General features: G+C 47.1%; 21 protein-coding genes. 13 read left to right on the top strand and 8 right to left on the bottom strand.

The genetic code is table 11. From position 1 onward, the window contains the following. Nucleotides 1–68 precede the first annotated feature (68 nt). From B2337_RS06600 to B2337_RS06580, 5 genes are all read left to right on the top strand, one after another. Entirely contained in the window at nucleotides 69–608 is a 540-nt protein-coding gene (locus B2337_RS06600) for a sigma-70 family RNA polymerase sigma factor (protein ID WP_292414965.1), read from the top strand. Next, complete coding sequence (locus B2337_RS06595; RefSeq protein WP_292414964.1) at nucleotides 605–1,576, top strand: FecR domain-containing protein; 972 nt, start codon at nucleotides 605–607, stop codon at nucleotides 1,574–1,576. Before B2337_RS06600 ends, B2337_RS06595 begins: the two co-directional genes overlap by 4 nt. A gap of 81 nt (nucleotides 1,577–1,657) precedes the next feature. After that, on the top strand, nucleotides 1,658–4,117 hold the full coding sequence (locus tag B2337_RS06590) for a TonB-dependent siderophore receptor (RefSeq protein ID WP_292414962.1): 2,460 nt from the start codon (nucleotides 1,658–1,660) through the stop codon (nucleotides 4,115–4,117). A gap of 169 nt (nucleotides 4,118–4,286) precedes the next feature. Beyond that, nucleotides 4,287–4,808 (top strand): MauE/DoxX family redox-associated membrane protein, encoded by a 522-nt coding sequence (locus B2337_RS06585; RefSeq protein WP_292414961.1) that lies wholly within the window; start codon nucleotides 4,287–4,289, stop codon nucleotides 4,806–4,808. A gap of 24 nt (nucleotides 4,809–4,832) precedes the next feature. Then, the gene (locus B2337_RS06580; RefSeq protein WP_292414960.1) at nucleotides 4,833–5,129 is read left to right on the top strand and encodes a Rho termination factor N-terminal domain-containing protein; all 297 of its coding nucleotides are present in this window, start codon (nucleotides 4,833–4,835) and stop codon (nucleotides 5,127–5,129) included. A 40-nt stretch (nucleotides 5,130–5,169) separates the two neighbouring features. On the opposite strand, the gene B2337_RS06575 is transcribed toward B2337_RS06580, so the two are convergent. From B2337_RS06575 to B2337_RS06560, 4 genes are all read right to left on the bottom strand, one after another. Then, entirely contained in the window at nucleotides 5,170–6,330 is a 1,161-nt protein-coding gene (locus B2337_RS06575) for a DUF748 domain-containing protein (protein ID WP_292414959.1), read from the bottom strand. 373 nt (nucleotides 6,331–6,703) lie between these two features. Beyond that, a complete protein-coding gene (locus B2337_RS06570; RefSeq protein ID WP_292414631.1) occupies nucleotides 6,704–8,776 on the bottom strand; it encodes a catalase in 2,073 nt (690 codons plus the stop codon). Between the two features lie 287 nt (nucleotides 8,777–9,063). Then, nucleotides 9,064–11,499 (bottom strand): acetamidase/formamidase family protein, encoded by a 2,436-nt coding sequence (locus B2337_RS06565; protein WP_292414632.1) that lies wholly within the window; start codon nucleotides 11,497–11,499, stop codon nucleotides 9,064–9,066. A 90-nt stretch (nucleotides 11,500–11,589) separates the two neighbouring features. Beyond that, nucleotides 11,590–13,047 carry an acetamidase/formamidase family protein gene (locus tag B2337_RS06560; RefSeq protein ID WP_292414633.1) on the bottom strand — a complete coding sequence of 486 codons (1,458 nt, stop codon included), beginning with the start codon at nucleotides 13,045–13,047 and terminating at the stop codon, nucleotides 11,590–11,592. Nucleotides 13,048–13,489: 442 nt separating this feature from the next. On the opposite strand from B2337_RS06560, the gene B2337_RS06555 reads away from it, so the two are divergent. From B2337_RS06555 to B2337_RS06540, 4 genes are read left to right on the top strand one after another with little or no spacing between them, the layout of a single operon-like run. Beyond that, nucleotides 13,490–13,771 carry a hypothetical protein gene (locus B2337_RS06555; protein ID WP_292361332.1) on the top strand — a complete coding sequence of 94 codons (282 nt, stop codon included), beginning with the start codon at nucleotides 13,490–13,492 and terminating at the stop codon, nucleotides 13,769–13,771. Beyond that, nucleotides 13,768–15,411: a PepSY-associated TM helix domain-containing protein gene (locus B2337_RS06550; RefSeq protein ID WP_292414634.1), complete on the top strand. Its 1,644-nt coding sequence runs from the start codon at nucleotides 13,768–13,770 to the stop codon at nucleotides 15,409–15,411. Before B2337_RS06555 ends, B2337_RS06550 begins: the two co-directional genes overlap by 4 nt. After that, on the top strand, nucleotides 15,411–15,761 hold the full coding sequence (locus B2337_RS06545; protein WP_292361330.1) for a DUF3325 domain-containing protein: 351 nt from the start codon (nucleotides 15,411–15,413) through the stop codon (nucleotides 15,759–15,761). Before B2337_RS06550 ends, B2337_RS06545 begins: the two co-directional genes overlap by 1 nt. Nucleotides 15,762–15,787: 26 nt before the next feature. Further along, nucleotides 15,788–16,003: a hypothetical protein gene (locus B2337_RS06540; RefSeq protein ID WP_292361329.1), complete on the top strand. Its 216-nt coding sequence runs from the start codon at nucleotides 15,788–15,790 to the stop codon at nucleotides 16,001–16,003. Here the strand turns inward: B2337_RS06540 and B2337_RS06535 are convergent. After that, the gene (locus B2337_RS06535) at nucleotides 16,000–17,346 is read right to left on the bottom strand and encodes a DUF5924 family protein (RefSeq protein ID WP_292414635.1); all 1,347 of its coding nucleotides are present in this window, start codon (nucleotides 17,344–17,346) and stop codon (nucleotides 16,000–16,002) included. The two genes, B2337_RS06540 and B2337_RS06535, sit on opposite strands and share 4 nt — an antisense overlap. Before the next feature lie 120 nt (nucleotides 17,347–17,466). After that, complete coding sequence (argH, locus tag B2337_RS06530; RefSeq protein ID WP_292414636.1) at nucleotides 17,467–18,849, bottom strand: argininosuccinate lyase; 1,383 nt, start codon at nucleotides 18,847–18,849, stop codon at nucleotides 17,467–17,469. Nucleotides 18,850–18,967: 118 nt separating this feature from the next. Between argH and hemC the strand changes: the two genes are divergently transcribed. Genes hemC through B2337_RS06510 form a run of 4 tightly spaced genes read left to right on the top strand, consistent with a single transcriptional unit; the run spans nucleotide 18,968 to nucleotide 22,877 of the window. Beyond that, nucleotides 18,968–19,897, top strand: coding sequence for a hydroxymethylbilane synthase (gene hemC, locus B2337_RS06525; RefSeq protein WP_292414637.1), 930 nt, complete (start codon nucleotides 18,968–18,970; stop codon nucleotides 19,895–19,897). After that, nucleotides 19,887–20,654 carry a uroporphyrinogen-III synthase gene (locus B2337_RS06520; RefSeq protein ID WP_292362995.1) on the top strand — a complete coding sequence of 256 codons (768 nt, stop codon included), beginning with the start codon at nucleotides 19,887–19,889 and terminating at the stop codon, nucleotides 20,652–20,654. The genes hemC and B2337_RS06520 overlap by 11 nt, the downstream gene beginning before the upstream one ends. After that, nucleotides 20,644–21,678, top strand: a complete 1,035-nt coding sequence (locus B2337_RS06515; RefSeq protein WP_292414638.1) for a uroporphyrinogen-III C-methyltransferase — start codon at nucleotides 20,644–20,646, stop codon at nucleotides 21,676–21,678. The genes B2337_RS06520 and B2337_RS06515 overlap by 11 nt, the downstream gene beginning before the upstream one ends. Continuing rightward, complete coding sequence (locus tag B2337_RS06510; protein ID WP_292361323.1) at nucleotides 21,675–22,877, top strand: heme biosynthesis HemY N-terminal domain-containing protein; 1,203 nt, start codon at nucleotides 21,675–21,677, stop codon at nucleotides 22,875–22,877. The genes B2337_RS06515 and B2337_RS06510 overlap by 4 nt, the downstream gene beginning before the upstream one ends. A gap of 65 nt (nucleotides 22,878–22,942) precedes the next feature. Here B2337_RS06510 and dnaN read toward each other — a convergent pair whose 3' ends face one another. Both dnaN and dnaA read right to left on the bottom strand, forming a co-directional pair. Further along, the gene (gene dnaN / locus B2337_RS06505) at nucleotides 22,943–24,046 is read right to left on the bottom strand and encodes a DNA polymerase III subunit beta (RefSeq protein ID WP_292361322.1); all 1,104 of its coding nucleotides are present in this window, start codon (nucleotides 24,044–24,046) and stop codon (nucleotides 22,943–22,945) included. Nucleotides 24,047–24,060: 14 nt separating this feature from the next. Then, on the bottom strand, nucleotides 24,061–25,425 hold the full coding sequence (dnaA, locus tag B2337_RS06500; protein WP_292361321.1) for a chromosomal replication initiator protein DnaA: 1,365 nt from the start codon (nucleotides 25,423–25,425) through the stop codon (nucleotides 24,061–24,063). Between the last annotated feature and the right edge of the window lie 54 nt (nucleotides 25,426–25,479).

Genomic DNA, 25,479 nt, shown 5'->3' with positions numbered 1-25,479 from the left:
CTCTCATTAATTAATTGCCCTAAAATGCAACTGCGAATCATTATCATTAACAGTTGCGAATAATTACTATGAATGCCCCTTTGTCGCCACCCCCTACAGAAAGCTTGGAAAAACTCTATCAAAACAATTTCAGCTGGTTGCAAAATTGGTTGCGTGAGCGGTTAAGTTGTTCTCATCAGGCCGCTGATTTGGCACAGGATACGTTTGTCAGACTGCTTTCTGCACCTGACTTTCATGGCAAAGTTGAAACGATTCGTGAGCCTCGTAGTTATCTTGTGACTGTTGCAAAACGGGTGATGATTGATCATTTCCGTCGTCGCACGATTGAACAATCTTATCTGCAGGCCTTGATGCAACAACCCGAACAGGAAGGCATTTCGTCAGAGCAAAGTTTAATTGTTCTGGAAACGCTGTATCGCATTGATGCGATGCTGGATGGTTTAGGGGCCAAAGTGAAAAGGGCATTTTTGATGTCCCAGTTGAAAGGCATGACCTACCGCGAAATCGCTGAGGAAATGGGCATGTCAGAAAGCTCGGTGAAAAAATATATGGCCAAAGCGACCCAGCATTGTCTGCTGTTTTCGCTATATGAGCAGTTTGATGCATGAAAAGTGCTGGTGCAAAGTTAACACCGCAACAGCAAAAAGCCCTGGCGGATGCAGCCCAATGGCATGTCGAACTCACGGCGGGATCGACTAGCCACAAAACAAAAGACTGGCAAAGCTGGTTAGCGAAACAGCCTGAAAATCATTGGGCCTGGCAGCAACTGGAAAAACTGCAAAATCAACTCAAGCAGTTGCCTGGCGAGCTGGCATTTAAATCACTCAAACCTGACACAGAGGCACCCCCTGCCAAAGCTCGAAGAAACGTGCTGAAAAGCCTTGCTGGTATTGGTGTTATTTCCTCGTCAAGCTGGTTGGCCTGGCAATATTCTCCTGCCGGGTTGATGCTGGCAGATCATTTCACGCACACCGGCCAAATCCGGGAAGTAAAGTTGGCGGATGGTTCAACAGTTATACTGAACAGTGCTTCAGCAATTAATGTTGATTTTTCACCAGTAGAGCGACGGATTAATCTGCAACAAGGTGAGATCATGATCTCCACCAGTCCAAACCACGATATCCGGCCTTTTTATGTGCAAACCCGGCAAGGTTTATTAAAACCGCTGGGTACTCGGTTTTCAGTTCAGCAACAACAGGATAAAACGGTACTGTCTGTGTTTGAGCATCAGGTGAAAGTCAGCTTGCCGGATAAACAGCAAATTATCTGTCCTGCCGGGCAAAAGCTGGCCTTCACCAATAAACAGTTTGAAACACTGACCACTATCGTCGATGGGGAAGATGCCTGGCTGCAGCAAAAGCTGATTATCAACGATATGCCTCTGAGTGAGTTTTTAGCTGAACTTGCCCGTTACCGGCCCGGTGTGATTCGTGTTGAACCTGAGCTGGCGAAATATCATATCAGTGGCACATTTGATCTGACCAATACCGATCAAGCATTAATAGCAGTAAGCCGATTGTTTCCGGTGGACGTCACGTTTAGGAGTCGCTATTGGGTGTCTGTCCACCCGGCATAATTTCATAACTTATACCTTTTCAAATACCCGTCCGTCTTTGTGAGTATCCCATTAACTTGCGTTATTCATACAAGAGGACTTATGCAAACCAATCTATCGATACCCCAAAAAACGCCTGTCGTTCGAGCTATTCAGCGGATAACCGGATCCAGCAGACAATTATTGTTATGCAGTGCGTTATTAATGCCGGTCATGACCTATTCGACCAATATCTATGCTGAAACAGTCACACAGAGCTATTCCATTCAGGCCGGTGAGTTGGGCAGTGTGATAAATCGTTTTGCCAGTCTGGCAGGTGTGGTTATTTATTTTGATGCAGCGTTAACCCGAGGCCTACAAAGTTCAGGCCTCACTGGCGAACATTCAATTGATTCGGCTTTGCAGCAATTACTGCAAGACACCAATTTACGGGTTGTTAAAACTTCTGCAGATAGTTACCAACTGCAAGCAAGTTCCTCATCTACATCATCAGAAGTCGAAAGCGTGACATTGGCACCGGTTCAGGTCAGCGCCACCGGTATTGGTAATACCACCGAAGGCACCAATTCCTATACTACCGGCTCAATGAATACCGCTACGCGACTGGGCCTATCAATTCGGGAGACACCGCAGTCGGTGACCGTTATTACCCGCCAGATGATTGATGATATGCAGCTGGAGTCGCTGACCGATGTAGTCAACACAGTGAACGGAGTCACTTCAACCAATCAGGACAGTTCAAGAAACAGTTTCTCAGCTCGTGGTTTTGCGATTAATAATTATCAGATAGATGGTGTGCCAACGACTTGGGAAGGTGGTTATTCTGCGGGTGAATCGCAAATAGATACGGTACTTTATGATCGTATTGAAATAGTGCGTGGTGCCAATGGTTTGATTTCCGGGGCGGGAAATCCTTCAGCGGCGATTAATCTGGTGCGTAAAAAGGCTGATAGCAAAGAATTTACCGGACATGCATCAATCAGTGCCGGTAGTTGGGATCGCTATCAGGGTACGGTGGATATTTCGACACCATTAAATGAAGCCGGAACAGTGCGTGGGCGAGTGGTTGGCAGCTACCTGGATGAGCGTTCATTTGTTGATTTACTGGAAAATGAAAAAACCGTGTTTTATGGCACGTTTGCAGCCGATTTAACGGATAGCACTTTGTTAAATGTTGGTATTAGCCAACAACAAAACAAACCCACTGGCTCAACCTGGGGTGGTTTACCGGCCTGGTTCAGTGATGGCAGCAGAACGGATTGGTCCCGTTCAAAAACGGTTGGAGCCGATTGGACTTCATGGGGTTCAGAAGTCACCAACTATTTTGCCAATATCGAACATAACTTTGATTCCGGTGCATCGATTTACGCTGCCTACAGCAAAAGCATCAATGAAGGTGATTTACAACTGATGTGGCTGCCCGGCGCACCGGATAGACAAACGGGTCTGGGATTGAATCCAAGTCTAAGCTGGTATGACAACGAACGTGAGCAGGACAATATCGATATTTATGGAAACCTTCCGATTTCATTGTTTGGTCGTGACCATGAGGTGACTATCGGTTTGATGCAGAGCAAACAGGATTTTATCGCCAACCGTAGACCTGCTCTGAATGTCGCATCAGCAGGGAGTTTCTATGAATGGGATGGCTCATATCCTGAGCCTGAGTGGGGGGAGAAAAACCCCTATACGACGCAAAAAACCAAACAGTTGGGTGGCTATGCTGTTGCTAAGTTATCACTTGCCGATCCATTAAAGTTGATATTGGGGACTCGACTTACCAACTGGGAAATTGAGGGTATGAAATGGAATGGCGAGCTTTATAACTTTGACCATAATCAGATTGTCACACCCTATGCAGGTTTGATCTATGAGATTAATGATGTCTATTCAGTTTATACCAGCTATACCGATATCTTTAATCCACAGAACGCTCAGGATCGAAATGGTGATTTTCTTGATCCATTGGAAGGTGAAAATTATGAAGCGGGTATCAAGGCAGAATATCTGCAAGGTCGGGTCAATGCCTCGCTTTCGGTATTTCGTATAGAGCAGGATAATCTGGCACAGACCGATGCAGGGTTCCTGATTCCCGGAACCACTAATCAAGCCTCATTCGCTGCTGAAGGCACTACCAGTAAAGGCTTTGAGGTAGAAGTGTCAGGGGCCATTACTGATAACTGGAATCTGCTGGTTGGCTGGTCACAGTTTCAGGCTGAAGATGCTGATGGCACAGCAGTGAATACCAACTATCCTCGCCGTACCGCGACGTTGTTCACTACTTATCGCATGAACCAATTGACGGTGGGTGGCGGTGTGAACTGGGAAAGCTCGAATTATACTTTGGCGACTAATCCATTAGGCCAGAGTGAAAAGTTGAAACAGGACAGCTATGCTTTGGTTCGCTTGATGGCTAAATACCAGATGACACCGGCATTGAGTGCTCAGCTGAATATCAATAATCTGTTTGATGAAAAGTATTACACCAATATCGGTTTTTACAGTCAGCTGGCCTATGGTGCTCCACGAAATGCCAATCTGACATTAAAATACGATTTCTGAGTAATATAGAAATCAGTCAGTCCATCCAGGCTCTGTCGGTCTTACCGGCAGGGCCTTTTTGTTATGTGAAAGAAGATGTTACCATCGAAGTCAGGCATATTCTCTGTGCCGGTCAGCCTTAAATCCCATACTTTTACACTACTGAAATCCACCGATAAGGAGGTTTCCGATGAGTCAGCCCGCCTTTAAACAACGTCAGCAGGATCGCGGTAAACACCTGAAAGATTACTGGCCATTACTGGCATTAATTTTAATCAGTGCAGTTGCTGCGCTGGCGATATGTTATTCAACTCAGGTCACCATGCTCAATTGGATGCACTATTTTATGGGCATCTTTCTGTCGATTTTTGCTTTGTTAAAACTGTTTCATCCTTCGGCGTTTGCTGATGGCTTTCAGATGTATGATTTGCTGGCCAGGAAAAGTCGGACATATGCCTATGTTTATCCTTATCTTGAGCTGTCTCTGGGCCTGGGCTATCTGTCATTTTTTATGCCGCAACTGGTTTACGCATTAACCATATTGATATTGGGATTCGGTGCAATCGGGGTGATTCTGGCGTTACGCAAAGGCCTGGATATTAATTGCCCTTGTATGGGGTCGATTCTGGATGTTCCGCTAAGTACGGTTACTTTAACCGAGGATATAGGCATGGTGCTGATGGCCTTGGTAATGTGGATGATGCTGGTTTAATACGATGAACAGGAGGAACACATTATGGTTGCCGAATGGACAGATAAAGACGAACGTCAATATGAACACATTAAAGAACAACAGAAAAAAACTGGTAAAAAAACCGATAAGGCTGAAGAAATCGCGGCTCGTACAGTCAATAAACAACGCCGTGAAGAGGGTCGAACGCCGTCAAAAACAACTAAGGGAACGGGAAACCCAAATACTCCTTTGGAGTCACGAACCAAGCAAGAGCTTTATAATCGCGCCAGCCAATTGAATATCAAGGGGCGTAGCAAAATGAGCAAGTCGGAACTGGTGACCGCTATTCGTAATAACTGACGAATAACGGCTTTTTATCAAAATGGCGACAGGTTGTTAATTAATCGCATTGTTCCCACATAGGCTGAAGCTGGCAGTTCACCGCTTTTGTTTCAGTTTCAGAATCATTGCGAGATTCAGGTTCTGTGGTTTTAACTTCCGATGGGGATGTATCAGAATTGGTTTCCCTGCCAAAATCACTCTCAAATGCATCCACAAAGGCATTTTGCAAGATGGCGAGAAAAGCCTGCCAGGCACTGGTATCAGGGTTATCAAGATTGCCACGGATTTCAATTTGGGTGGCAATGCGGTCTCTGGGTTCATTGCGGAATATCTGGCCAAATGCACCGACAATCGCTTGCCAGGCCGCACTGAAAACGCCGTCTTCCAGATCTTTTTCCAAATCAAAGATTTCAACATTATCCATAACGGGTTTTGCATAGCCGGTTAACTGGGCCTCATCGGCTTGTAATTCCATCACAAAGTCACCGTTACCGGATTTGAAATTAAAATTGCCGTAGGCCTCGGAAACCTGATTGAACTTGGTCAGATCGATTCCGGTGATTTTAAGCTTCAGCTCAAAATTATAAAAATCTCCTAATGGGTCTAAGCGGCCGTTCAGTGTGGCATCGGCGTTATCCAGCAATCGTCCTTGCACGTCAAAATTGGCATATTGCAGCCCTTCGCTGCGATCGGCATTACTCAAATTGGTGATCTCACCATTGAGTTGATAAAACACCAGATAAACGGGGGGATCAGAGGTAAAGTTATGAAAATGGATTTCACCATTATCAATATTTAATCGATCAATCTGTAATGGAATAATCTCCTGCACCGTCTGACGCCAGGTGGATTTTTCTTCGGGTTTGTCGTCAGTTTCGTCATCCACCAGATGAATTTCGGCATTCATCAAATCCACATCGGCAACGATTTTGCCGCTTAATAAAGCGGCCCAGCTCACTGACGTATCGATGGTTTGTGCTTTAAAAAAGACCACGTCAGGCTGGTCTTTTTTGGTGATTTCCAGTTGGTCGACAGAATAGGCACCGCGCCACAGGTGTATATCCACATCGGCTATCTTTCCCTGATATTCGCCCATATCCGCCATTTTGCCATTTAAATAGTCCTTCACCATGGACGGCAATTGCATACGCAGAATAATCAACGCGACCACCAGCAACATGACAATAATCAACGTATAGGAATAGCGTCTGGCGACCATGGTGATCTCCTGTTAAGACGTCTTAGATGAATCACAACAGAGCAAAATCACCCGCCAGATTATTCAGACGGGTGATCAGACTCATATGGCTATTTCATCCTAAAAACCTAGGGTCTGTTTATCTTTCAGAGCCACCACTGCTGGAGGCTATTTTTTCGTCCAACAAGGCGGAAATGATGCGATGTAGTTGTTCTACATAAGTCATTTCCAACACCGTGGGGCGGAAAAATAGTCCCAGCCCTTCGGGTTGTGGCTGAAAATCCACCACTCTGCGTTACTCGTCATTTATTTAGAATGACTAAATGACATTCCTCGCGCCTTGATTGGTGCATTTTCAGTCACAACAGAGGCGGCTATGAAAGATCAACAGACCCTAGCCTGCCCGTTGCCAAAAACGAATATCACGACAGTTTTGGGTGAATTCGTCCGTGGTTTTGTTATTGGTTAACTGCATACAGCCTTCGTCCAGCATTTCACTGAGACCGGCTTTTTTCATAAGCGGCATGGCATCTTCTATGTAACCGATAAATTTCTTGTGATTAAAAGCATCACTGACAAAGGTGATGGCCGGTGGCATATCTGCCAGCATTTTCACGCCGTCGCTGCCGGGCAGAATCACAATGGCATCAAATAGCACCGAAGGGCCGCCATCCACTTTTTCATCGACCATGATACTGTCACCGTCGCTGCTGGTGATTTCACCGGTATGTGGGGCAACCACTTCCAACATGGCTCCTTCTGCTTTAAGTGACTTCTTAAGCGATTTGAAAATATCGGCATCAAAGCCATCGGTCATCAGCATGCCGACTTTACGGCCCTTGAAACTATCGGGACCATTTTTGAGAATGCTCAATTTGTCAGAAGCGGGCAGATCATCACGCGTTGGCATCGCTGCATCAGCCGGTTCCGGCAACGGGTCGATGCCCAGTTTTTCAGCGACATTTTCGGCTAATTGTTGATCAATGTTCAGCAGATGACTGACCATGCGTTTACGGATTGCCGGTGTTTTGACTTTACTGAGCTCAAACGCAAATGCATTGATAATATGTTGCTGCTCCGTTTCAGTCTGGCTTATATAAAATTGTCTGCCCTGGCTGTAGTGATCGGCAAAGGTTTCACAACGTTCACGGACTTTTGGGCCAGATACATCTTCAGGATAACTTTCGAAACCTTTTACAGGACATTCACGTGGACCACCTTCTTCTGCACCCCAGCTATTCGGTTCATAGTTGGCTCGCCCGGTCGGATTACTCATTGCCATATGACCATCCTGCTGGAAATGATGCATCGGGCATTTCGGTGCGTTGATTGGAATGTGGGTGAAATTGGGTCCACCCAGACGTTTTAACTGCGTATCGAGATAGGAAAAATTTCTGCCCTGCAGCAGGGGATCATTAGAATGATCGATACCTTTGACGATATTCTGGGTACAGAACGCAACCTGTTCAGTTTCAGCAAAGAAGTTACTGACCACCCGATCCAACACTAAACGACCGACAATACGAATAGGTACCTGCTCTTCCGGGATAAGCTTGGTGGCATCCAGCACATCAAACTCAAATTTTTCGGCAAATTCTTCATCAAAAATCTGCAGTCCCAGTTCCCACTCAGGGTAATCTCCCTGACTGATGGCGTTCCATAAATCACGTCGATGGAAATCCGGATCGGCACCGTTGATTTTTAACGCTTCATCCCATAAAACAGACTGCATGCCCTGTTTTGGCTTCCAGTGAAATTTAACAAACTGGGACTTGCCGTTTTTATCTACCAGTCTAAAGCTGTGTACGCCAAAGCCTTCCATAAACCGGAATGAGCGTGGAATCGTACGATCTGACATTTGCCACATCAGCATATGCATGCTTTCCGGCATCAATGACGCAAAATCCCAGAAATTATCATGGGCCGATTGCGCCTGTGGAAATCCGCGATCGGGTTCTTCTTTGACGGCATGAACCAGATCAGGAAATTTAATCGCATCCTGAATAAAAAATACCGGGATATTGTTACCCACGATGTCCCAGTTGCCTTCTTTGGTATACAACTTGACGGCAAAGCCACGAACATCACGCGCCAGATCAGCTGACCCCTTACTGCCGGCAACGGTCGAGAAACGTACAAAAGCCGGGGTTCTTTCGCCTTTACGCTGGAAAATATCAGCAGAGGTAACGTCTTCTAATGTTTCTGTTGTTTCGAAATAGCCGTGAGCACCAAAGCCACGGGCATGAACGACCCTTTCTGGAATACGTTCGTGATCAAAATGAAACAGCTTTTCGCGCAGGATATGATCTTCCATTAATGTCGGACCACGGGCTCCGGCTTTTAGGGAATTCTGATCGTCGGCAATCGGGCCGCCTTGCTGGGTAGTGAGTGTGGAGGTATTCCCGGTCGCTTGCTGATGGGGTTCGCCACCATGACCTCGGTTTGTTTTCGGATCGGTTTTGTCCATGACTTCTCCTTGATTATTTTTTGGGTGTACAGAAGATGTGTCGCGAGAAATTTCGCGATTGGTAAAGGCCTGTTGATCTTGGATCGCAACGCTTAGTTGCAAGTACAGCCACAACCCATTCTGCGCCGGCCCCAACTAATTACATTAACCTGAGTAAAGTGAGCTGGGTCACAAAATTGAGAATTAGTGGCAGACAGTGTTTACAGGTTACAAAGAATTTTTAATGGGGCAGGTGGATAAGGAGAGAGCGTTCTTATTGTCTGAGAAAAGGCAATTAATAAGCGTTTTTAATCAGCTTTATAGTCCGGAAAAATAGCCTTGCGGATAATCGCATGCACGCCCAGATTGCCGTCCACTACCTGGGTAATACCAAAATCCACCGCTACCGAAATTAGTGATATAGCTTCATCTTCACTAAGCTCATGTTCCTTCATAAGATAGTGACGGGCTTTTCTGAAGGCGTCACGCATGGCGGCTTCCATAGAGGAGTTTTTATATACTTGCGTCTGGGCATTCGGGCCAAGCTCGGCCTGATAGTCGGAGAAACTCATGCCCTGTAATACCCATTCATCCGGCGTTTCCAGAAACGGATGGCTGAGGCCGTCCATAAAACTGTCTTTCAAATCACGTTGTTTGTGCAACACCAATTGAAATACACCGGTTAAAGAACATTCAATTGCAGTACCGCATAATTCCGAATCACCCTGCGATGCGTGGGGATCGCCGACCGAGAACAAAGCACCCGGAGTAGCAACAGGTAAGAACAATTTGGTGCCTTTACCTGCTCGCCAGTTATCCATATTGCCGCCAAAATAGCTGGGAGGAATGGAATCAACCATACCGCTTTCACGCGGGGCGACGGCCATCACACCAAAATGCGGTCTGACCGGAATAACGGCTTTGTCGAGAATACCGAACTGTTTGTCGATACTGGAATGATCAACCGGTATGCCGGGGTAATCAATGGTTGGGTGCACAATGCCATAGGGATCGGTTTGCGGTGTCCAGCGAAAGTTATAAATCGCCTTGGCATGCGGTGAATGGGTGTGTTGGTGTACTTCATATACCGTGACCACCTCACGCTTTTTGGGTTCGGTGAGCAGATCGTCATATTGAAAGCCCCACCAGGTGGCGGCATTGCTGCCAAAGTGTTTGCCTTGATATTTCGGGCTGCAGCTGGGACGTGGCTGAATATCCAAAATGCGTATTTCCAGCACATCACCGGGTTCGGCATCGCTGACATAAACCGGACCAGTACAGATATGCACCCCAAAACCTTCACCTGCACCACGGCCAAATATCGTGGCATCCATCGGCCCGGCACCCCGCCGGTCAACATTCTTTGTTGTACCCGTCCAGTGAAAAACACTCTGTGCTCCGGCATCGCCGTCGATCATACGTTCGCAGTCATCAGACGCATGCTGGGATAAGGTTTCAATGGTTACAATATCACCGGAACGAACGGTTAATACCGGTTTGATCGCATTGCTGAAATAGCCCCAGTGAACGGTTTTATCGGACACTGGCAGGTAATATTGTCGAGGCGAGTGAGTGTCGGTTTGAGCAGGCGCAGTGTTATCTATGTCGGAAACCCGTTTAGGTGAAAGTCGCAATGACAGCGCATATTTAGCATGATCATCCAATACTTCCTGAAATGGCCTGCGACGTTTTTGGATGTCATCATCGGATTGCGGAGCTGATGCAGCCGAACGAGCTGATGGTTTGGTTTGTGGACAACCACGGCGAAGTTGTTCATGCAGATCCTGCGGCGGTGCAGCGCGATAACTTTTCGGTGACACGCCCATAAATTGCGAAAAGGTACGGCTGAAGTTGGCCGCATCATTAAACCCCCACCGATAGCACAGCTGAGCAATGCTGAACTGGGCGAGGGCAGGGTTAGCCAGATCAATACAGCAGTGCTGTATCCGCCGGCTTTTCAGATATTCACTGAACGTTGTGCCACTGTTTTTGAACAGCTTTTGTAAGTACCTGGCTGATAATCCTTCCTGCGCAGCGATTTTTTCAATATTCAGATCCGGATCGTCCAGCCGTGAATCCACCGTTCTGCACACCCGACGCAAATGGGCCAATTGCACATCGGTGGCTTCTTCATTGGCAGCAGATTGTTTATGGGAAAGACAGGCCACCAGTAACTCGGCCAGCGTGACTTCTAATGCGGGTAGTTCATTGTTATCCACATGATGTAACTGTTCGGTCAGCGATTGCAGCATATTCAGACATAACGCGCCGATACCTTGTTGTGTGCTGATGCGATTTGCTTCCTGTCGTCCGGTACGCACCAGCCTGAGCAGAAAACTGGATGACTCCAGTTTGATCAGCATGATGCGAAAACGGGTTTGCAAAGCCAGTCGCCAGGATTGAGTCGGATCCAGCAACATGATGTCGCCGGAACCTAATTTGACTGTTTGATCGGCATCCAGCACCTGTGCGGTGCCATCCAGTAAAGCGAGCACCAATACAGTGCCTTGTAAGGGTTGAGTGGCTTTGGCTGCGATAGGTGCCAGAATCTGTGGCGTTGCGGTGAGCTGTACAAATACTGAGTCGCGTGCCGAGACCGACAATGCCATATGGCCACTGTCGTCATTACGAATGGAGCTTGCAGCATCACTCGCCAGACCGAGCCTGGAAAGGATTTCATTCCAGGCTGGCTGGCGTAGCTCTGCTGGTATAGCACTGGCAGAAAAGCGTTTCAGGTCAGTCACGGTCGTGTCTTATTCCTTGAATACTGAAGCATCCTTTCGCAAGTGTTATGCCATAACTATTAACGAGGGTATGTAGAAGATAAACCGACTCTAGCTACGCGCCGGGAACATGGATTTTTTCAGGATCGCATGTACACCCCAGTTGCCATCCACCACTTGGGTGATACCAAAGTCGACTGCGACCGTCATCAGTGATATCGCTTCATCTTCATCCAGCTGCTGAGTGGTCATTAAAAAGTGTCGCATCTTGCGATAGGCATCACGTAATGCCTTATCAACCGATGATTTGCTATAGATATCATCCTGAGCATTGGGGCCCAGTTCAGCAAGATAGTTGGCATAACTAAAGCCGTGTAACACCCAATCATCCTGAGTTTCCAGCAAGGGGTAATTCAGTTCAGCCAAAGAGGTGCCAGGCAGGTCAGCTTTTTTGTGCAGGATAAACTGGAAAGTGCCGGTCAAAGAACACTCAATGGCAGTACCGCATAATTCGGAGTCACCCTGTGATGCATGTGGATCACCCACTGAGAACATGCCGCCATCCACTGCGACCGGGAAATAAATCTTCGCACCTTTGCCAATCCGCCAGTTGTCGATATTGCCGCCAGTGTAGTTGGGCGGAATCGAGTTCACCATATCGGCTTCTGCAGGAGCAAGGCCAATGGTGCCAAAGTGAGGCCGGATCGGAATACGGATATCACGCAGAATATTTTCTTTTTTGGTGATGGTACTGTGATCAACCGGTACGCCCGGATAATCGATAGTCGGATGGACCACACCGAATGGATCGGTTTGTGGTGTCCAGCGATAGTTGTAGACGGCTTTGGCCCAGTTGCGCTCACCCGTTGCATCGACTTCGTAGATGGTAATGACTTCCCGTTGTTTTGGTTCGGTAAGCATATCGCCGTAATGAAAGCCCCACCAGGCAGCGGCATTACTGCCAAAGGTCTTACCTTTGTAATCAGGGTTGCCACTCGGTCTGGGGGTGACATCAACTATGCGCACCTCAAGAATATCGCCGGGCTGAGCGCCTTTGATGCGTACTGGTCCGGTACAGATATGCACGCCGGCTCCACCACCGGCACCAATCTTGGCATCCATCGGGCCAGCACCACGTCTATCGACACCTTTGCGCTTTGCATCCCAATGAAAAATACTTTCTGCGCCGGGGTCACCTTTTACCATCCGTTCAGCATCATCGTTGGCATGATGGGTGAGTGTTTCCATGGTGACAAAATCACCGGACTCGATTTCAACGGTAGGCTTGGCATTCTTGCTGAAATAACCCCAGAGAACTGTTTCCGGGGTGGTAGGAATGTAATAGTGCATCTGGCCAGGTGCGTCAGCATTAATTGGTGTATTGGCGCCTGCGGCAAAACTCATTGGTGACATGGACATGCCCATGGCACCCAGAGAGGCGGCACCACCGCCAACAAACGCGTTACGGATAAATGAACGTCTTGCCGTATCAAATTCCTCGACGACGTCTTTTTTATTTTCTTCGGTGATGCCGTGTGTACAGCCTGGAGTGCAAATATGCTCTGTCATGATAAATCCCCTCGGATAACTGCTTGATGTCGGAGGTGCCCCGGCAGTGCGGCACGTGCAGATATTATGTTCCGGAGAGTGAGAGTTCTTCTTGTCGGCTGGCGCACTAATTCTTGTCGAAGATAGTTAATTGAGGTTTGTTGCTACCGCTCAATAACCTTCAATAAAACTCTTTCTGGAAGTTACCCAATCCAAACTTTTACCGTTAAACATTTACGGATAGAAAACTCGAGACTTGTTAATTACGAATGCAAACGATAATCTATCGCATTAGCTGTTGTTGTGAAAACACTAAAAATGTTGATAAACACCATGAAAATGGCCTTTTTATGCAGGTCATTCGACTTGTTATTAACTGAAAACATCTGAGTCGGCAGCGAAGCCATTATCTCATCGAAAAAGGCTTTGCTCGCTTAAAACCGTTTGTATGGAACATCCTTATATGACTTTGTCTTACCCAGGCCGAATTTTTTCGCTGCTGTTGGCCGCTACATTTGGTGGCTATTTGCTAACTTCGGCAGTGGTGATTCTGGTCGCCGCTATTTTGCCGTTATCGCGTGCTGATGCGGTTATCACTAGCTCATTACTGAGTTTTGCTGTGTATACCGCAGTCATTATCTGGGTGTTTGCGGTTAAAGATGCCAAACGTGCCTGGACAGGCATGTTATCGGCGACAGTGATAATTGGCGGAACAGGTCTGCTGCTGACGGAGTTGCTGCGATGAAACAGGCAACAGCAGTGAATAATGAACCGGGCCGGTTCCGTCAGGCGATGGCCTGGTTGCATACCTGGGGTGGGTTAGTCGCCAGTTGGGCATTATTTGCCATTTTTCTGACCGGTACTATCGGGGTGTTTGATGATGACATTACACATTGGATGAACCCTGAAAGAGCCATGGTGGGGGAGTTTGATCCTCAGACCAACACTCAGCAGCAGCGTTTGGATGCAGTCACAAAAGGTGAAGCCTATCTGCGAGATATTGCGCCACAAAGTCATCTTTGGAGAATACGTTTACCCAGTGAGGTAGATCCGGCTATCGGCTTAACTTGGGAAAATGAAAACGAGCAGTTCCAACAAGCTCGATTGCATCCGGTCAGCGGTGAATTACTGACTCAAAAGCAGGAACGTGAAACACAGGGCGGACATCATTTTGTGCATATGCATTTTGAGTTTCATGCCGGTACAGCTGGTATCTGGTTGGTAGGCTTTTTTACCATGATTATGCTGGTGGCGCTGGTCAGCGGCATTATTATTCACAAGCGTATATTCAAGGACTTCTTTACCTTTCGCCCCGGCAAGGGGCAACGCAGCTGGCTTGATGCGCATAATGCATCTTCAGTTTTATCCTTGCCGTTTCAATTGATGATTGCTTATACCGGCCTGATCGTCTTTGTCACGGTTTACATGCCTGTTGGCGTAATAGCTAATTACGACCATCCACGAACCTTTTTTGCCGAAGTGTTCAATCAACCGGAGCATCGTCCCGAAACCGGGATTCAAGCTGAGGTTTATCCGGTAACGGAATTGTTCGAAAAAGCGGAAGCATTGATGGAAAAACCCGCTAGTTTCATCAGTGTGGAGCATCCCGGCGACAGCAGTGCGGTGGCGAAGGTGTTTGGCTTATTCGAAAAAGAAAAAAATACCGGACGCCTGTTATTTTTGAGTTCCGGCCAGGTGATTCTGGACGCTGTCACTGGTGAGTTGCTGCATATCGAAGCACCAGATTTATTTGATAAAAGTAATGCGTTTGCCGCACAACGTATTATGCGGACCTTACATTTTGCCAATTTTGGCGGTTATACCGTGCGCTGGATTTATTTTATTCTGGGCATGGCGGGCACCATCATGATGGCCACTGGCGCCATTCTGTTTATGGTGAAACGACGTCAGAGATCGCTCAATGAATTTGGTGCACAGACACCCAAGGTTTACCGCGCAATTGAAGTGCTCAATATCAGCGCCATCAGTGGATTAATGGTGGCCTGTATAGCGTTTTTCTGGGTGAATCGACTGTTGCCTCTGGAAGTAGCCGATCGAGCCGGCTGGGAAATTAAGCTGTTCTTTTTTATCTGGCTGGGCAGTTTGCTGCATGCCGCATTACGACCTGCCTCACGTGCCTGGATAGAACAATTAATTGGCTTTGCTGTTTTATCTCTGTTGCTGCCAATCGTTAATTGGCTGACCACCGGCCAGCACTTATTCCATTATTTTGCCCGGGGGGACTGGTCAAACGTGGGATTTGAGCTAACGATACTGCTGTTCGGGGTGTTAGGTGTCTTCACGGTCAAAATACTCAAACGCAAACAACAAAAAACCATAACAGAAGCCAACAGAGTCTATAAACCTGAATCGGAGTCAGCTTAATGAACATGTTGCTGATGATGTTGCTCGGAACAGCCTTGTGTTATGCCGGTATGGCCGGGTTAAGTCTTGCAATGCCGCGGAATTATTCGCAGTTAAATGCGGCTAAGTTATCTGCCCGAAACAATTTTGTATTGCGGGTTGCCTCGATTGCATTGCTGATAGTTTCACTATGGCCGGTTATCAGCATGTGGGGTGTTGTGGTCGGCATTGTGATCTGGCTGGGTTTACTATCAGTGGCCGCAGTGATGTGGGTCAGTTTACTGGCTTATTGGCCACGATTAGCGACAGCAAAGGCACTGGGATTGTCGGTTGTCGGGTTGGCAAGTTGTGTCGTTTTATGGCTATGTTAATCTTGATGTAATTTCATGGGGCAGCTATGAAAAAATTCAGACTGGATGTGATTTTGTGTGTGATTGGAATTATTGGTTTACTGATTAATCTGGCATTGAATCTCTATGCCTATATACATGTTGACCCGGTTTCATCCACACCATTGGAAGAAGGCTGGTGGTCTGTATGGTTGCCGAGTTATCTGGTGTGGATGGTATTTTTAACGATTGCTTCGTTTCTTGGTGTCTATCAAAAAGATTAATTCTGTTCTTCGGGGATATCTTGCCCATCAGTGTTCGTTAGTTCTTCGGGCACTTGCGGTTCTGGAGCATCATTTTCTTGCTCTTCAGTGTTTTCCTGTATTTCAGTATTCTCCAGTTCTTGAATACTTTCCGATTCTTCAGGATCATTCTGGCTTTCGCTCATCTCCTGAATAAACTGCGGTGCCAGACGCTCATACAGGCTTTCTCTTCCTTCCGTATTCTCAGGTTGTTGCGTGTTGTCAGGATCTTTATTGTTCTGCTGATATTCAACGCGCTCCTGAATGAAGGGTGGTTTAAGACGCTCAAAAAGGCTTTCCTGTTCGTTGATGCTGGCTTCAACGGTAAAGCGTTTGATGCCGATTAGCTGACCGGAATCTGTGACCACTTTAACCTGCCATTTACCTATCGGATCTTTGGGGAAATTCAGTTTCTGTGTCCAGGCTCGATATCCCTGTTCGCTGCCGCCTTCAATATTCAGCGTGATTCGATCTACCTGTTTGCCGTTATGCACCCAGATATGATGGATTTTTTCCTGTAAGCCGCGAGGTGCGCGGATAGCTGTCCAGGCATAGATGCCATCGCGTTTCAGTAATTCCACATCAAGGCGGTCAATGTGGATGCTATGGGTACGTTGCTCACGATCCACTTGCTGAACCAGATTAAATTCTGTCAAGCGTAACGCCGCAGGTGGTACTAAGCTTGGGACTTGCCATAAGCCAGCAGCTAAAGCGGATAACATCAGCACCATGACAGGCCGACGCCACCATTGGCCGTTGACGACAAACTTTACCAAGCTGGGCAGACTGAACAGGAGAGAGACAATCAATGCAATCGCCAGACTTTGTCCAGTCGTCAGTTGCAGCAGTATCGGTAGAGCCACCAGCAAAACAGCAAATAATGCTAATGCATGAAAAATGACAAAGAGTGAACGACGCGGCGCGAGCTGTTTGTAATACAAAGGATCGATCACTGAGATCAACGCGCATAAAACTAATAATCCGGTAAAACCTGCCTGGGTGTGGTTCCAGGTAGTGACTGCAAGGAAAAACGGTAAGGCAAAAAACAGACTTTCCTGATGCACCAATTGCGTCACATAATGCATCAATGCTGGCGGTATATTGAGGCCAAAGCGGTTTTTAAAGCTCTCGCGTAACCAGTTTTCCAGTACCAGAAACACCCAGCTCACCAGCATTACAATGGCAATTACTTGCGCCAGTGATTCTTTACGTTCCACCAGAAAATAACTGGCCACACCGGAAATAAAACCAAACGCTGCAATCAGACCGGGCCAGCGTTTCGCTAATTCAATCAGCGAAAAGAGTAATGATTTCAATGTGGCCATTTGAGCTGAGCTACCGCGGTCAGTGTAAAAGCTAAATAAAGATGATGAATTTGCTTATCACCTATGAACATCAGATTGGTAGTCGAATGATTAGCACGTCAATCGATTTTGGCAGTGGTTTTACAATTCGCTACGAGCAATTTGGATCGCTTTTTTTACCTGTTCTGGCGCTGTGCCACCGAGATGATTTCGAGCCGCTACTGAACCTTCAAGGGTTAATACTGCAAACACATCTTCACTGATCTGATCACTGAACTGTTGCAACTCATCCAATGACAGAGCCGACAAGTCTTTTTGCTGTTTTATCGCATAGGCGACTGACAGACCGACAACTTCATGAGCATCACGGAATGCGACACCCTTACGCACCAGATAATCAGCCAGATCGGTTGCCGTTGCATAACCTTTCAGCGCCGCCAGACGCATATTATCTTTTTTGACTGTAATTACAGCCAGCATATCGGCATAAACACGCAAAGAACCGAGCAACGTATCAATGGTGTCAAACAACGGTTCTTTGTCTTCCTGGTTATCTTTGTTGTACGCCAAGGGCTGATTTTTCATCAGCGTCAGCAGGTTAAACAGATTTCCGTAAACCCGGCTGGTTTTACCCCGTATCAGTTCCGGCACATCCGGATTTTTCTTCTGCGGCATGATCGACGAGCCGGTGCAGAACGCATCACCCAGATCGACAAAATCAAACTGGGCAGATGACCAGATGATCAGTTCCTCTGAGAAGCGCGACAAATGCATCATCAGCAGTGAGGCGAAGCTGTTAAATTCGATGGCAAAATCACGATCACTGACCGCATCCAGCGAGTTGCGACAGATACGTTCAAAGCCAAGCAATTCAGCGGTATATTCGCGATCAATCGGAAAGGTGGTACCGGCCAGTGCAGCAGCACCTAATGGAAGACTGTTGACCCGTTTAGAGCAATCGTCCAGACGTTCCAGATCGCGGCTGAGCATCTCAAACCAGGCCAGCATATGATGACCAAACGTCACTGGTTGCGCCGTTTGAAGATGGGTAAAGCCGGGCATGATGGTATTAAATTCACGTTCGGCTACATCCAGCAATGTAGAACGTAATCTTTGTAATTCACTGCGAATCGGCACAATCATATCGCGCAGATACAAACGCACATCGGTTGCCACCTGATCATTACGTGACCGACCGGTATGCAGTTTTTTGCCCACTTCGCCAATCAGTTTGATCAGTCTGGACTCGATATTCATATGCACATCTTCCTGTGCAATTGACCACTCAAACTGATCGTTATCAATTTCAGTTTCAATCTGCTGCAAACCATTAATGATTTGATCACGTTCGCTTACTGTTAGCACGTCGACTTTGCACAACATGGTGGCATGAGCAATGGAACCCTGAATGTCCTGCCGGTACATGCGTTTATCAAAGGTCACCGAAGCAGTGAATTCCTCAACAAACTTATTGGTGGGTTGCGTAAGACGGGCAGAAGAAAGCTTTTTATCAGATGCGGTCATAGCACGGGCCTGTGATTGCTGGCAGAAAAAGACGGCATTATAACGCGGCTGCTCGTGGATCCGCAGGGGAAAATGTTAGAATCAACCACACTGTTCATAATCAACTGGTGTTTGTTTCATGAGTCAACGTACCGTTCGTATTGCCACCCGCCGCAGCCCGCTTGCCATCTGGCAGGCTGAATTTGTTCGTGACAGTCTGCTGGCGCTGGATCCGCATTTAAATATTGAGCTGGTCCGTATTAAAACTCAGGGCGATATTATTCTGGATACACCTCTGGCCAAAGTCGGCGGTAAAGGTTTGTTTGTCAAAGAGCTGGAACAGAGTATGTTGGCTGGCGAAGCGGATATTGCGGTGCATTCGATGAAAGATGTGCCGGTGGAGTTTCCCGAAGGTCTGCATTTACCTGTTATTTGTGAACGTCATGATCCGCATGATGCGTTTGTTTCCAATCACTTTGAAAACGTTGATGATTTGCCGCAGGGTGCTGTAGTTGGTACTTCCAGTCTGCGCCGTGAATGTCAGCTGCGTCATTATCGCCCTGATCTGAAAATCGTACCGTTACGCGGTAATGTGAATACCCGTCTTGCCAAACTGGATGCGGGACATTTTGATGCGATTATTCTGGCCAAGGCCGGTTTGGAAAGACTGGGATTTGATAAACGTATCCGCAGCGCTTTAACGCCGGAACAAAGTCTGCCAGCGATTGGACAGGGTGCGCTGGGTATTGAGGCCCGCATTAATGATGAGGCAATGAATGCCTTAATTGCCCCGCTTAATTGTGCTCTGACCTCAATCACTGTCAAAGCAGAACGCGCTTTAAATCGCCGTTTGAAAGGCGGCTGTCAGGTGCCTATCGGTGGCTATGCGATGTTAAATGGCGATGATATCTGGTTGCGGGGGCTGGTCGGCCGTCCTGATGGCACTGAAATGCTGCAGCAGGAAATTCGCGGCAAGGCCAGTGAATCTGAGCAGCTTGGTTTAACATTAGGCGAGATGTTATTAAGTAAAGGTGCGGACAAAATTCTGGCCGATGTTTATGGTGACTGATACGGTGGCGTTGCCATTAAAGGGCCATAAAGTGTTAGTGACTCGCCCAATTCATCAGGCCAAAGGACTCGTCGAGATGATAGAACAGCAGGGGGGGGAGGCGATAAAGTTTCCGGTCATAGAAATCAAGGCGATTGATGTCAGGCAATGGAATGAATGGAATCCGCTACACACGAATTGGCTTGTATTTGTCAGTCGTAATGCGGTTGAAGCGTTTATGTCGGGCTACCAGCAACAGCTACCATCCACAATTAAACTGGCAGCCGCAGGTGAAGGCACTGCGCAGGCAATGCGGGAACAAGGATTAAAGGTTGATTTACTACCGGAATTGTCAAATGGAAGTGAAGGTTTGCTGCAATTACCCGAATGGCAACAAATGGATCAGCAGCAGGTCACTATTGTACGGGGCGAAGGTGGGCGAGAGCTGATGGCTGAAACCTTGCGAGCCAGAGGTGCTAGTATTGATTATCTGGAAGTTTACCGCCGACAATTGCCAAAGGTATCAGTAGATCTTCAACAAAAAGCCTGTTCTGCCGACTGGCTGACGGCGACCAGTGCCAATGGTGTCACAAACCTGTTAAGTTTATTATCAGTGAGCTGCCCGCAGATTCTGCAAAAACCTTTGCTGGTAGTGAGTGAACGAATCAAGGCTTTTGCGATTGAACAGGGATTCAAACAGGTGCATGTCAGTCTAGATGCCAGCGATGGTGCAATCATTCAGCGACTTATTGAAATGGGATCAGATCATGGAGTCTAACAACAAATCTGAGCAGGCAGAAAAGCCGGCTAAAAAAACTGAACAAACCAGTTCAGACACACCCAACAAAGCCTTTCCATGGCAAATTGTGTTGCTGGTGTTGGTGGCGATTCTGATTACTCTTCCGGGGGCAGCAGCACTTTGGTATGGATGGCAGCAGCAACAGCAACTTGTTCAACTGGAAAACCGTCTTGATGAAATAGCCGATCTTAAAACCGATATCTCCCAGTTAGGTTCTGCCCAAAGCCAGCTTGATGACCAATTGTCCAGGCTGAACCAAACACAGTTGGAACAGGGTGATGTCCTTACCAAATTACAGAATCAGTCGCCATTAACCAGTGACGAAATTGAACTCGAATGGGCGCTTGCGGAAATCAGGTACTTGCTCAACCTGGCCAACCAACGGGCCTTACTGGCAAATGATACCAAAGGGGCAGCACTTGCTTTATCTTTGGCCGATCAACAGATCCGTGAAATCGGGGACTATCGTATGCAGCCGCTACGTGAACTGATTGCCGAAGAAGAGTTGGCACTGGAAGCTGCCGGAGAAACCGATGTTGCAGGTATTGCAGCCGATATGCTGAGTTTGATTAAGTCGATCGATAATTTAAGGGTGGTCACTGGGCCGAAACAGACTTTTTATAATGAAACTGAAGCAAAGGCGACTGAGCAACCTGCCTGGCGTGAGGCGGTTTCAGAAGTCTGGGCACAACTACGCTCTCTCGTGGTGATTCGTCAGCAACAGGATGCGCCAGCAGCGGTTTTAATGCCGGAACAACGGTATTTCCTCTATCAGAATCTGCGCTTGCAGCTGGAAACCGCACGATTTTCTGCTCTGTCAGGAAATCAGCGAATGTTTGAACAAAGCCTGCAATCTGCAATCAGCTGGCTGGAACAGTATTTTGTGGGCGATCAGCGCGATGCGATGCTGGTCATTCTGGAAGATATGCAAAATCAGGCTATCAGTATAGAAACCCCGGATATTTCAGGTTCGCTACGCTGGCTAAAAGGATTTGAACCATGAAATGGTTGATTATCATTGGGCTGGCTCTGGCCTTAGGTGGCATTTTTGTCTGGTTAGCTGATTTTGAACCAGGCTTTGTATTGATGCAGTATGGTCAATGGACACTGGAAACATCGTTAATTGTGTTCACTGTTGCCTGGTTGATTCTTTTGCTACTGGCTTATATGACGCTGCGCAGTCTGGCGATAATTAAAAACACCCCTAATCGCCTATCTCATTGGCAGGAAAACCAACGCCATAAACGTGCGACCAAAGCGTTGACTAATGGTTTGATTACACTGGAAGAAGGTCGTTGGGCCGAAGCAGAGCGCCTGTTGATCCGTCATGCAGGAAACAGTGAAACTCCGTTATTGCATTATCTGGCTGCGGCCCGGGCGGCACAAAAACAGCAGGCACCAGAACGTCGTGATTCCTATTTGAAACTGGCACATGAAACTACGCCTAGTGCAGACATTGCTGTCGGGGTGGTTCAGGCGGAATTACAGCTCTCGGCGGGGCAGAAGGAACAGGCATTGGCAACGTTGCAGCATTTACGCGAAGTGGCGCCAAAACACCCATATGTATTACAACTGTTGCAACAGCTCTACCAGGACACGGCCCAATGGCAGGAAGTGCAATCTGTATTACCGGATTTGCGTAAGCGTCATGTATTGGATAACAGTTCAGCCAATGCTTTGTCAGCAGAAGCCACAGTTGGTCAGTTACAAAATGCATTGATCAGGCAGGAATGGCAGCGAATGGAGCAGATTTGGCTGCAATCTTCGGCGAAAATAAGACAGTCTGAGCAGGTGCTGAAAACCTATGTAAATGGTTTGTTATTACAGGGTGAGCAACAGCAGGCAATGCAAATGATTGAAGAATATTTACGCAAAAACTGGAGTGATGCTCTCATATACCAATACGGCAAAATTTTGCAGGGCGATTTGTTGAAGCGTCTGGCCACGGCGGAAAAATGGTTAAAACAGCGTGAAGAAAATCCCTGGTTATTGCTCACCCTGGGAAGACTCGCTCAGGCCAATAAGCTGTGGGCTAAAGCGGAAGCTTATCTGCGTGCCAGTATTGAGCATGGTCCTCGTGGCGAGACCTATCAGGCATTGGCGGAAGTGTTAATGGCGCAGGATAAACGTGATGCGGCCGCTAATACTTATAAGCAGGGTCTGGATGTGATGTTGCAGAATAATCCGAATAAAGTGATCTAGTCAGCTGTAACAATATAAAAAAACGGCGCTTTAAGCGCCGTTTTTGTGTGTATGGAATTAAATCATTACAGCCGCATCGGCATAACCACATACTGCCGGGTGAATTTTGGATCATTAGGGGTAATCAATGCGCTGCTATTTTCATCGGTAAACAGCAGTTTAACCTTATTATCCGGGATGGCGTTGAGCAAATCCAGCAGATACGCATTATTAAAGGCGATTTCCAAATCAGGGCCGCTGTATTCCACAGCCAGCTCTTCTTCAGCAGATTCCTGTTCCTGGTTGGTAACGGTGGCTTTAAGCAGATTGTTACTCAAGTTCAGTTTGACGCTGCGGTGTTTGTCATTAGCCAGGATTGAGGCACGTGACAAGGCCTGTTTAAGCTCATCACGCTCAGCGATAACTTGTTTATCACCACCTACAGGTAAGACCCGTTCGTAGTTAGGAAATTGACCATCAATCAACTTGGAAGTGAAATGCATATCAGGCAATTCAACTTTCAACTGTTGTGGACTGATTGCCAAAGTCACATCATCAGCGACATCACCTAATAAACGGCCTAATTCCAAAATCGCTTTACGCGGCACAATGACAGTGTGCTTTTCATTGGCTTTTTCTGCTGTTTCTATGCTGCCTAATGCCAGTCTATGACCATCAGTGGCAACAGCTCGCAGGATATTGTCTTCCCGCTCAAGCAACAAACCATTCAGATAATAACGAACATCCTGGCTGGCCATGGCAAAACTGGTTTCATCAAGCAGATCTTTTAATGCTGATTGAGGAACCGTCAGTTGATCAAGGTAATTGGCACCTTCGCTATCCGGAAAATCCGTTGCAGGAAGTGTGGCTAATGAGAAACGACTTTTACCCGCCCGAACTAATGATTTGTTGTCTTCTGCCTGAAAACTGATGGTGGCGTTCGCGGGTAAGGCGCGCACAATATCCAGTAGTTTGCGGGCAGAAACAGTCGTTTCTCCTTCTTTGTCGACTGCAACCGGCAGTGTAGCAATCATTTCCAGTTCCATATCGGTACTGGTCATGGTCAGCTGCTGTCCCTGACAACGTAATAAAATGTTGGACAAAATAGGCAGGGTGGAGCGCCGTTCAACGATGCTGCACACCAGTTGTAAGGGACGGGCAATAATGTCTTGGCTCACAGTAAATTGCATGATGTCTCTCTCAGCTAGCTGGATAAAGTACGAAGTAAATTACGGTAATCTTCCGCGATGCGGTTATCAGTTTCTTTCAGTTCCACCACTTTACGACAAGCATGCAAAACTGTGGTGTGATCGCGTCCACCAAAAGCATCACCAATTTCCGGCAAGCTGTGACTGGTGAGCTCTTTTGCCAGCGCCATTGCTATTTGTCGGGGACGGGCAACCGAGCGTGTACGTTTTTTTGCCAGTAAATCGGATACCCGTATTTTGAAGTATTCTGCAACAGTTTTCTGAATACTTTCCAGTGTCACCAGTTTTTGATGTAACGCCAGCAGATCTTTTAACGCATCCTGCGCCATATCAATCGACAGTGGCTGATTTGTAAAGCGTGAAAAAGCCATCACTCGCTGTAAGGCACCTTCCAGATCGCGGACATTGGATTTAATGCGTTTAGCAATAAAAAAGGCCACATCATCCGGTAGGGTAATCAGATTTTGTTGCGCTTTTTTGATCAGAATCGCAACGCGGGTTTCCAGTTCGGGCGGTTCGATAGCAATGGTCAGGCCCCAGCCCAATCGTGATTGCAAGCGTTCATCAAGGTTTTCTACTTCTTTAGGGAATCGGTCACAGGTCAGAATGATCTGTCTTTGACCTTCCAGCAAACTATTAAACGTATAAAAGAACTCCTCCTGAGAGCGTTCTTTTTTGGCAAAGAACTGTATGTCATCGATTAATAAGGCATCGGCGCTACGGTAATGTGCTTTGAATTGATCAATGGCGTTATTGCGCAGTGCGGTAATCATATCCTGTACAAAACGTTCAGACGATAGATAAATGACTCGTGCTTTGGGATTGTTCTGTCGAATTTTATTACCAACGGCGAGCATCAAATGCGTTTTACCCAGCCCGGTTCCGCCATACAAAAATAAGGGGTTATAACCAGAAGTGCCGGGTGCCTCAGCCACATGTAAAGAGGCAGCACGGGCAATCTGATTGGATTTACCTTCAACATAATTATCAAAGGTAAACAATGGATTCATTGGGCTGCCAATAGCTGGCGCAGGTTCAGTTTCAGAGAGTGAAATTGATGCCGGGGCTTTATCAGTGGTTTTGACACGTCGTTTGGTTTTTTCAGCGGAAATGGAATCTTTGGTACCGACTTCAATTTCAATTTTACTGATGTTACCGTTGGTTAAACCCTTGATCAGCGCATTAATCTGTTGCTCAAGTTGCTCATGTACCCAGGCCTTTACATAAGGATTAGGTGCTAACAGTCGTAGGCTATCTTCGGTTTCAATGGCTTGCAGGGGGCGAAGCCACGTGTTCAGCTGTTGTGCCGAAAGATCACCTTCGAGATGGGATAGACATTTTTCCCAAAGGGGTGAAGACACAGCAACTCCTTGACTATTATAAGGTTTAGATAAAGCAGACTAACTAACTTCAAA

The organism is Methylophaga sp. UBA3192, from assembly GCA_002363955.1.
Classification (GTDB): Bacteria; Pseudomonadota; Gammaproteobacteria; order Nitrosococcales; family Methylophagaceae; genus Methylophaga.
This window is presented reverse-complemented; position numbering and strand designations above follow the sequence as displayed.

Excerpts from the sequence above, each read along its gene's own strand:
- B2337_RS06550 (WP_292414634.1), top strand. The coding sequence starts at position 13,768 with ATGAAACAGGCAACAGCAGTGAATAATGAACCGGGCCGGTTCCGTCAG.
- B2337_RS06570 (WP_292414631.1), bottom strand. The coding sequence starts at position 8,776 with ATGGACAAAACCGATCCGAAAACAAACCGAGGTCATGGTGGCGAACCC.
- B2337_RS06590 (WP_292414962.1), top strand. The coding sequence starts at position 1,658 with ATGCAAACCAATCTATCGATACCCCAAAAAACGCCTGTCGTTCGAGCT.
- hemC (WP_292414637.1), top strand. The coding sequence starts at position 18,968 with ATGAGTCAACGTACCGTTCGTATTGCCACCCGCCGCAGCCCGCTTGCC.
- dnaN (WP_292361322.1), bottom strand. The coding sequence starts at position 24,046 with ATGCAATTTACTGTGAGCCAAGACATTATTGCCCGTCCCTTACAACTG.
- B2337_RS06595 (WP_292414964.1), top strand. The coding sequence starts at position 605 with ATGAAAAGTGCTGGTGCAAAGTTAACACCGCAACAGCAAAAAGCCCTG.
- argH (WP_292414636.1), bottom strand. The coding sequence starts at position 18,849 with ATGACCGCATCTGATAAAAAGCTTTCTTCTGCCCGTCTTACGCAACCC.
- B2337_RS06555 (WP_292361332.1), top strand. The coding sequence starts at position 13,490 with ATGACTTTGTCTTACCCAGGCCGAATTTTTTCGCTGCTGTTGGCCGCT.
- B2337_RS06510 (WP_292361323.1), top strand. The coding sequence starts at position 21,675 with ATGAAATGGTTGATTATCATTGGGCTGGCTCTGGCCTTAGGTGGCATT.
- B2337_RS06585 (WP_292414961.1), top strand. The coding sequence starts at position 4,287 with ATGAGTCAGCCCGCCTTTAAACAACGTCAGCAGGATCGCGGTAAACAC.
- B2337_RS06575 (WP_292414959.1), bottom strand. The coding sequence starts at position 6,330 with ATGGTCGCCAGACGCTATTCCTATACGTTGATTATTGTCATGTTGCTG.
- B2337_RS06540 (WP_292361329.1), top strand. The coding sequence starts at position 15,788 with ATGAAAAAATTCAGACTGGATGTGATTTTGTGTGTGATTGGAATTATT.
- B2337_RS06600 (WP_292414965.1), top strand. The coding sequence starts at position 69 with ATGAATGCCCCTTTGTCGCCACCCCCTACAGAAAGCTTGGAAAAACTC.
- B2337_RS06515 (WP_292414638.1), top strand. The coding sequence starts at position 20,644 with ATGGAGTCTAACAACAAATCTGAGCAGGCAGAAAAGCCGGCTAAAAAA.
- B2337_RS06560 (WP_292414633.1), bottom strand. The coding sequence starts at position 13,047 with ATGACAGAGCATATTTGCACTCCAGGCTGTACACACGGCATCACCGAA.
- B2337_RS06545 (WP_292361330.1), top strand. The coding sequence starts at position 15,411 with ATGAACATGTTGCTGATGATGTTGCTCGGAACAGCCTTGTGTTATGCC.
- B2337_RS06580 (WP_292414960.1), top strand. The coding sequence starts at position 4,833 with ATGGTTGCCGAATGGACAGATAAAGACGAACGTCAATATGAACACATT.
- B2337_RS06535 (WP_292414635.1), bottom strand. The coding sequence starts at position 17,346 with ATGGCCACATTGAAATCATTACTCTTTTCGCTGATTGAATTAGCGAAA.
- B2337_RS06520 (WP_292362995.1), top strand. The coding sequence starts at position 19,887 with ATGGTGACTGATACGGTGGCGTTGCCATTAAAGGGCCATAAAGTGTTA.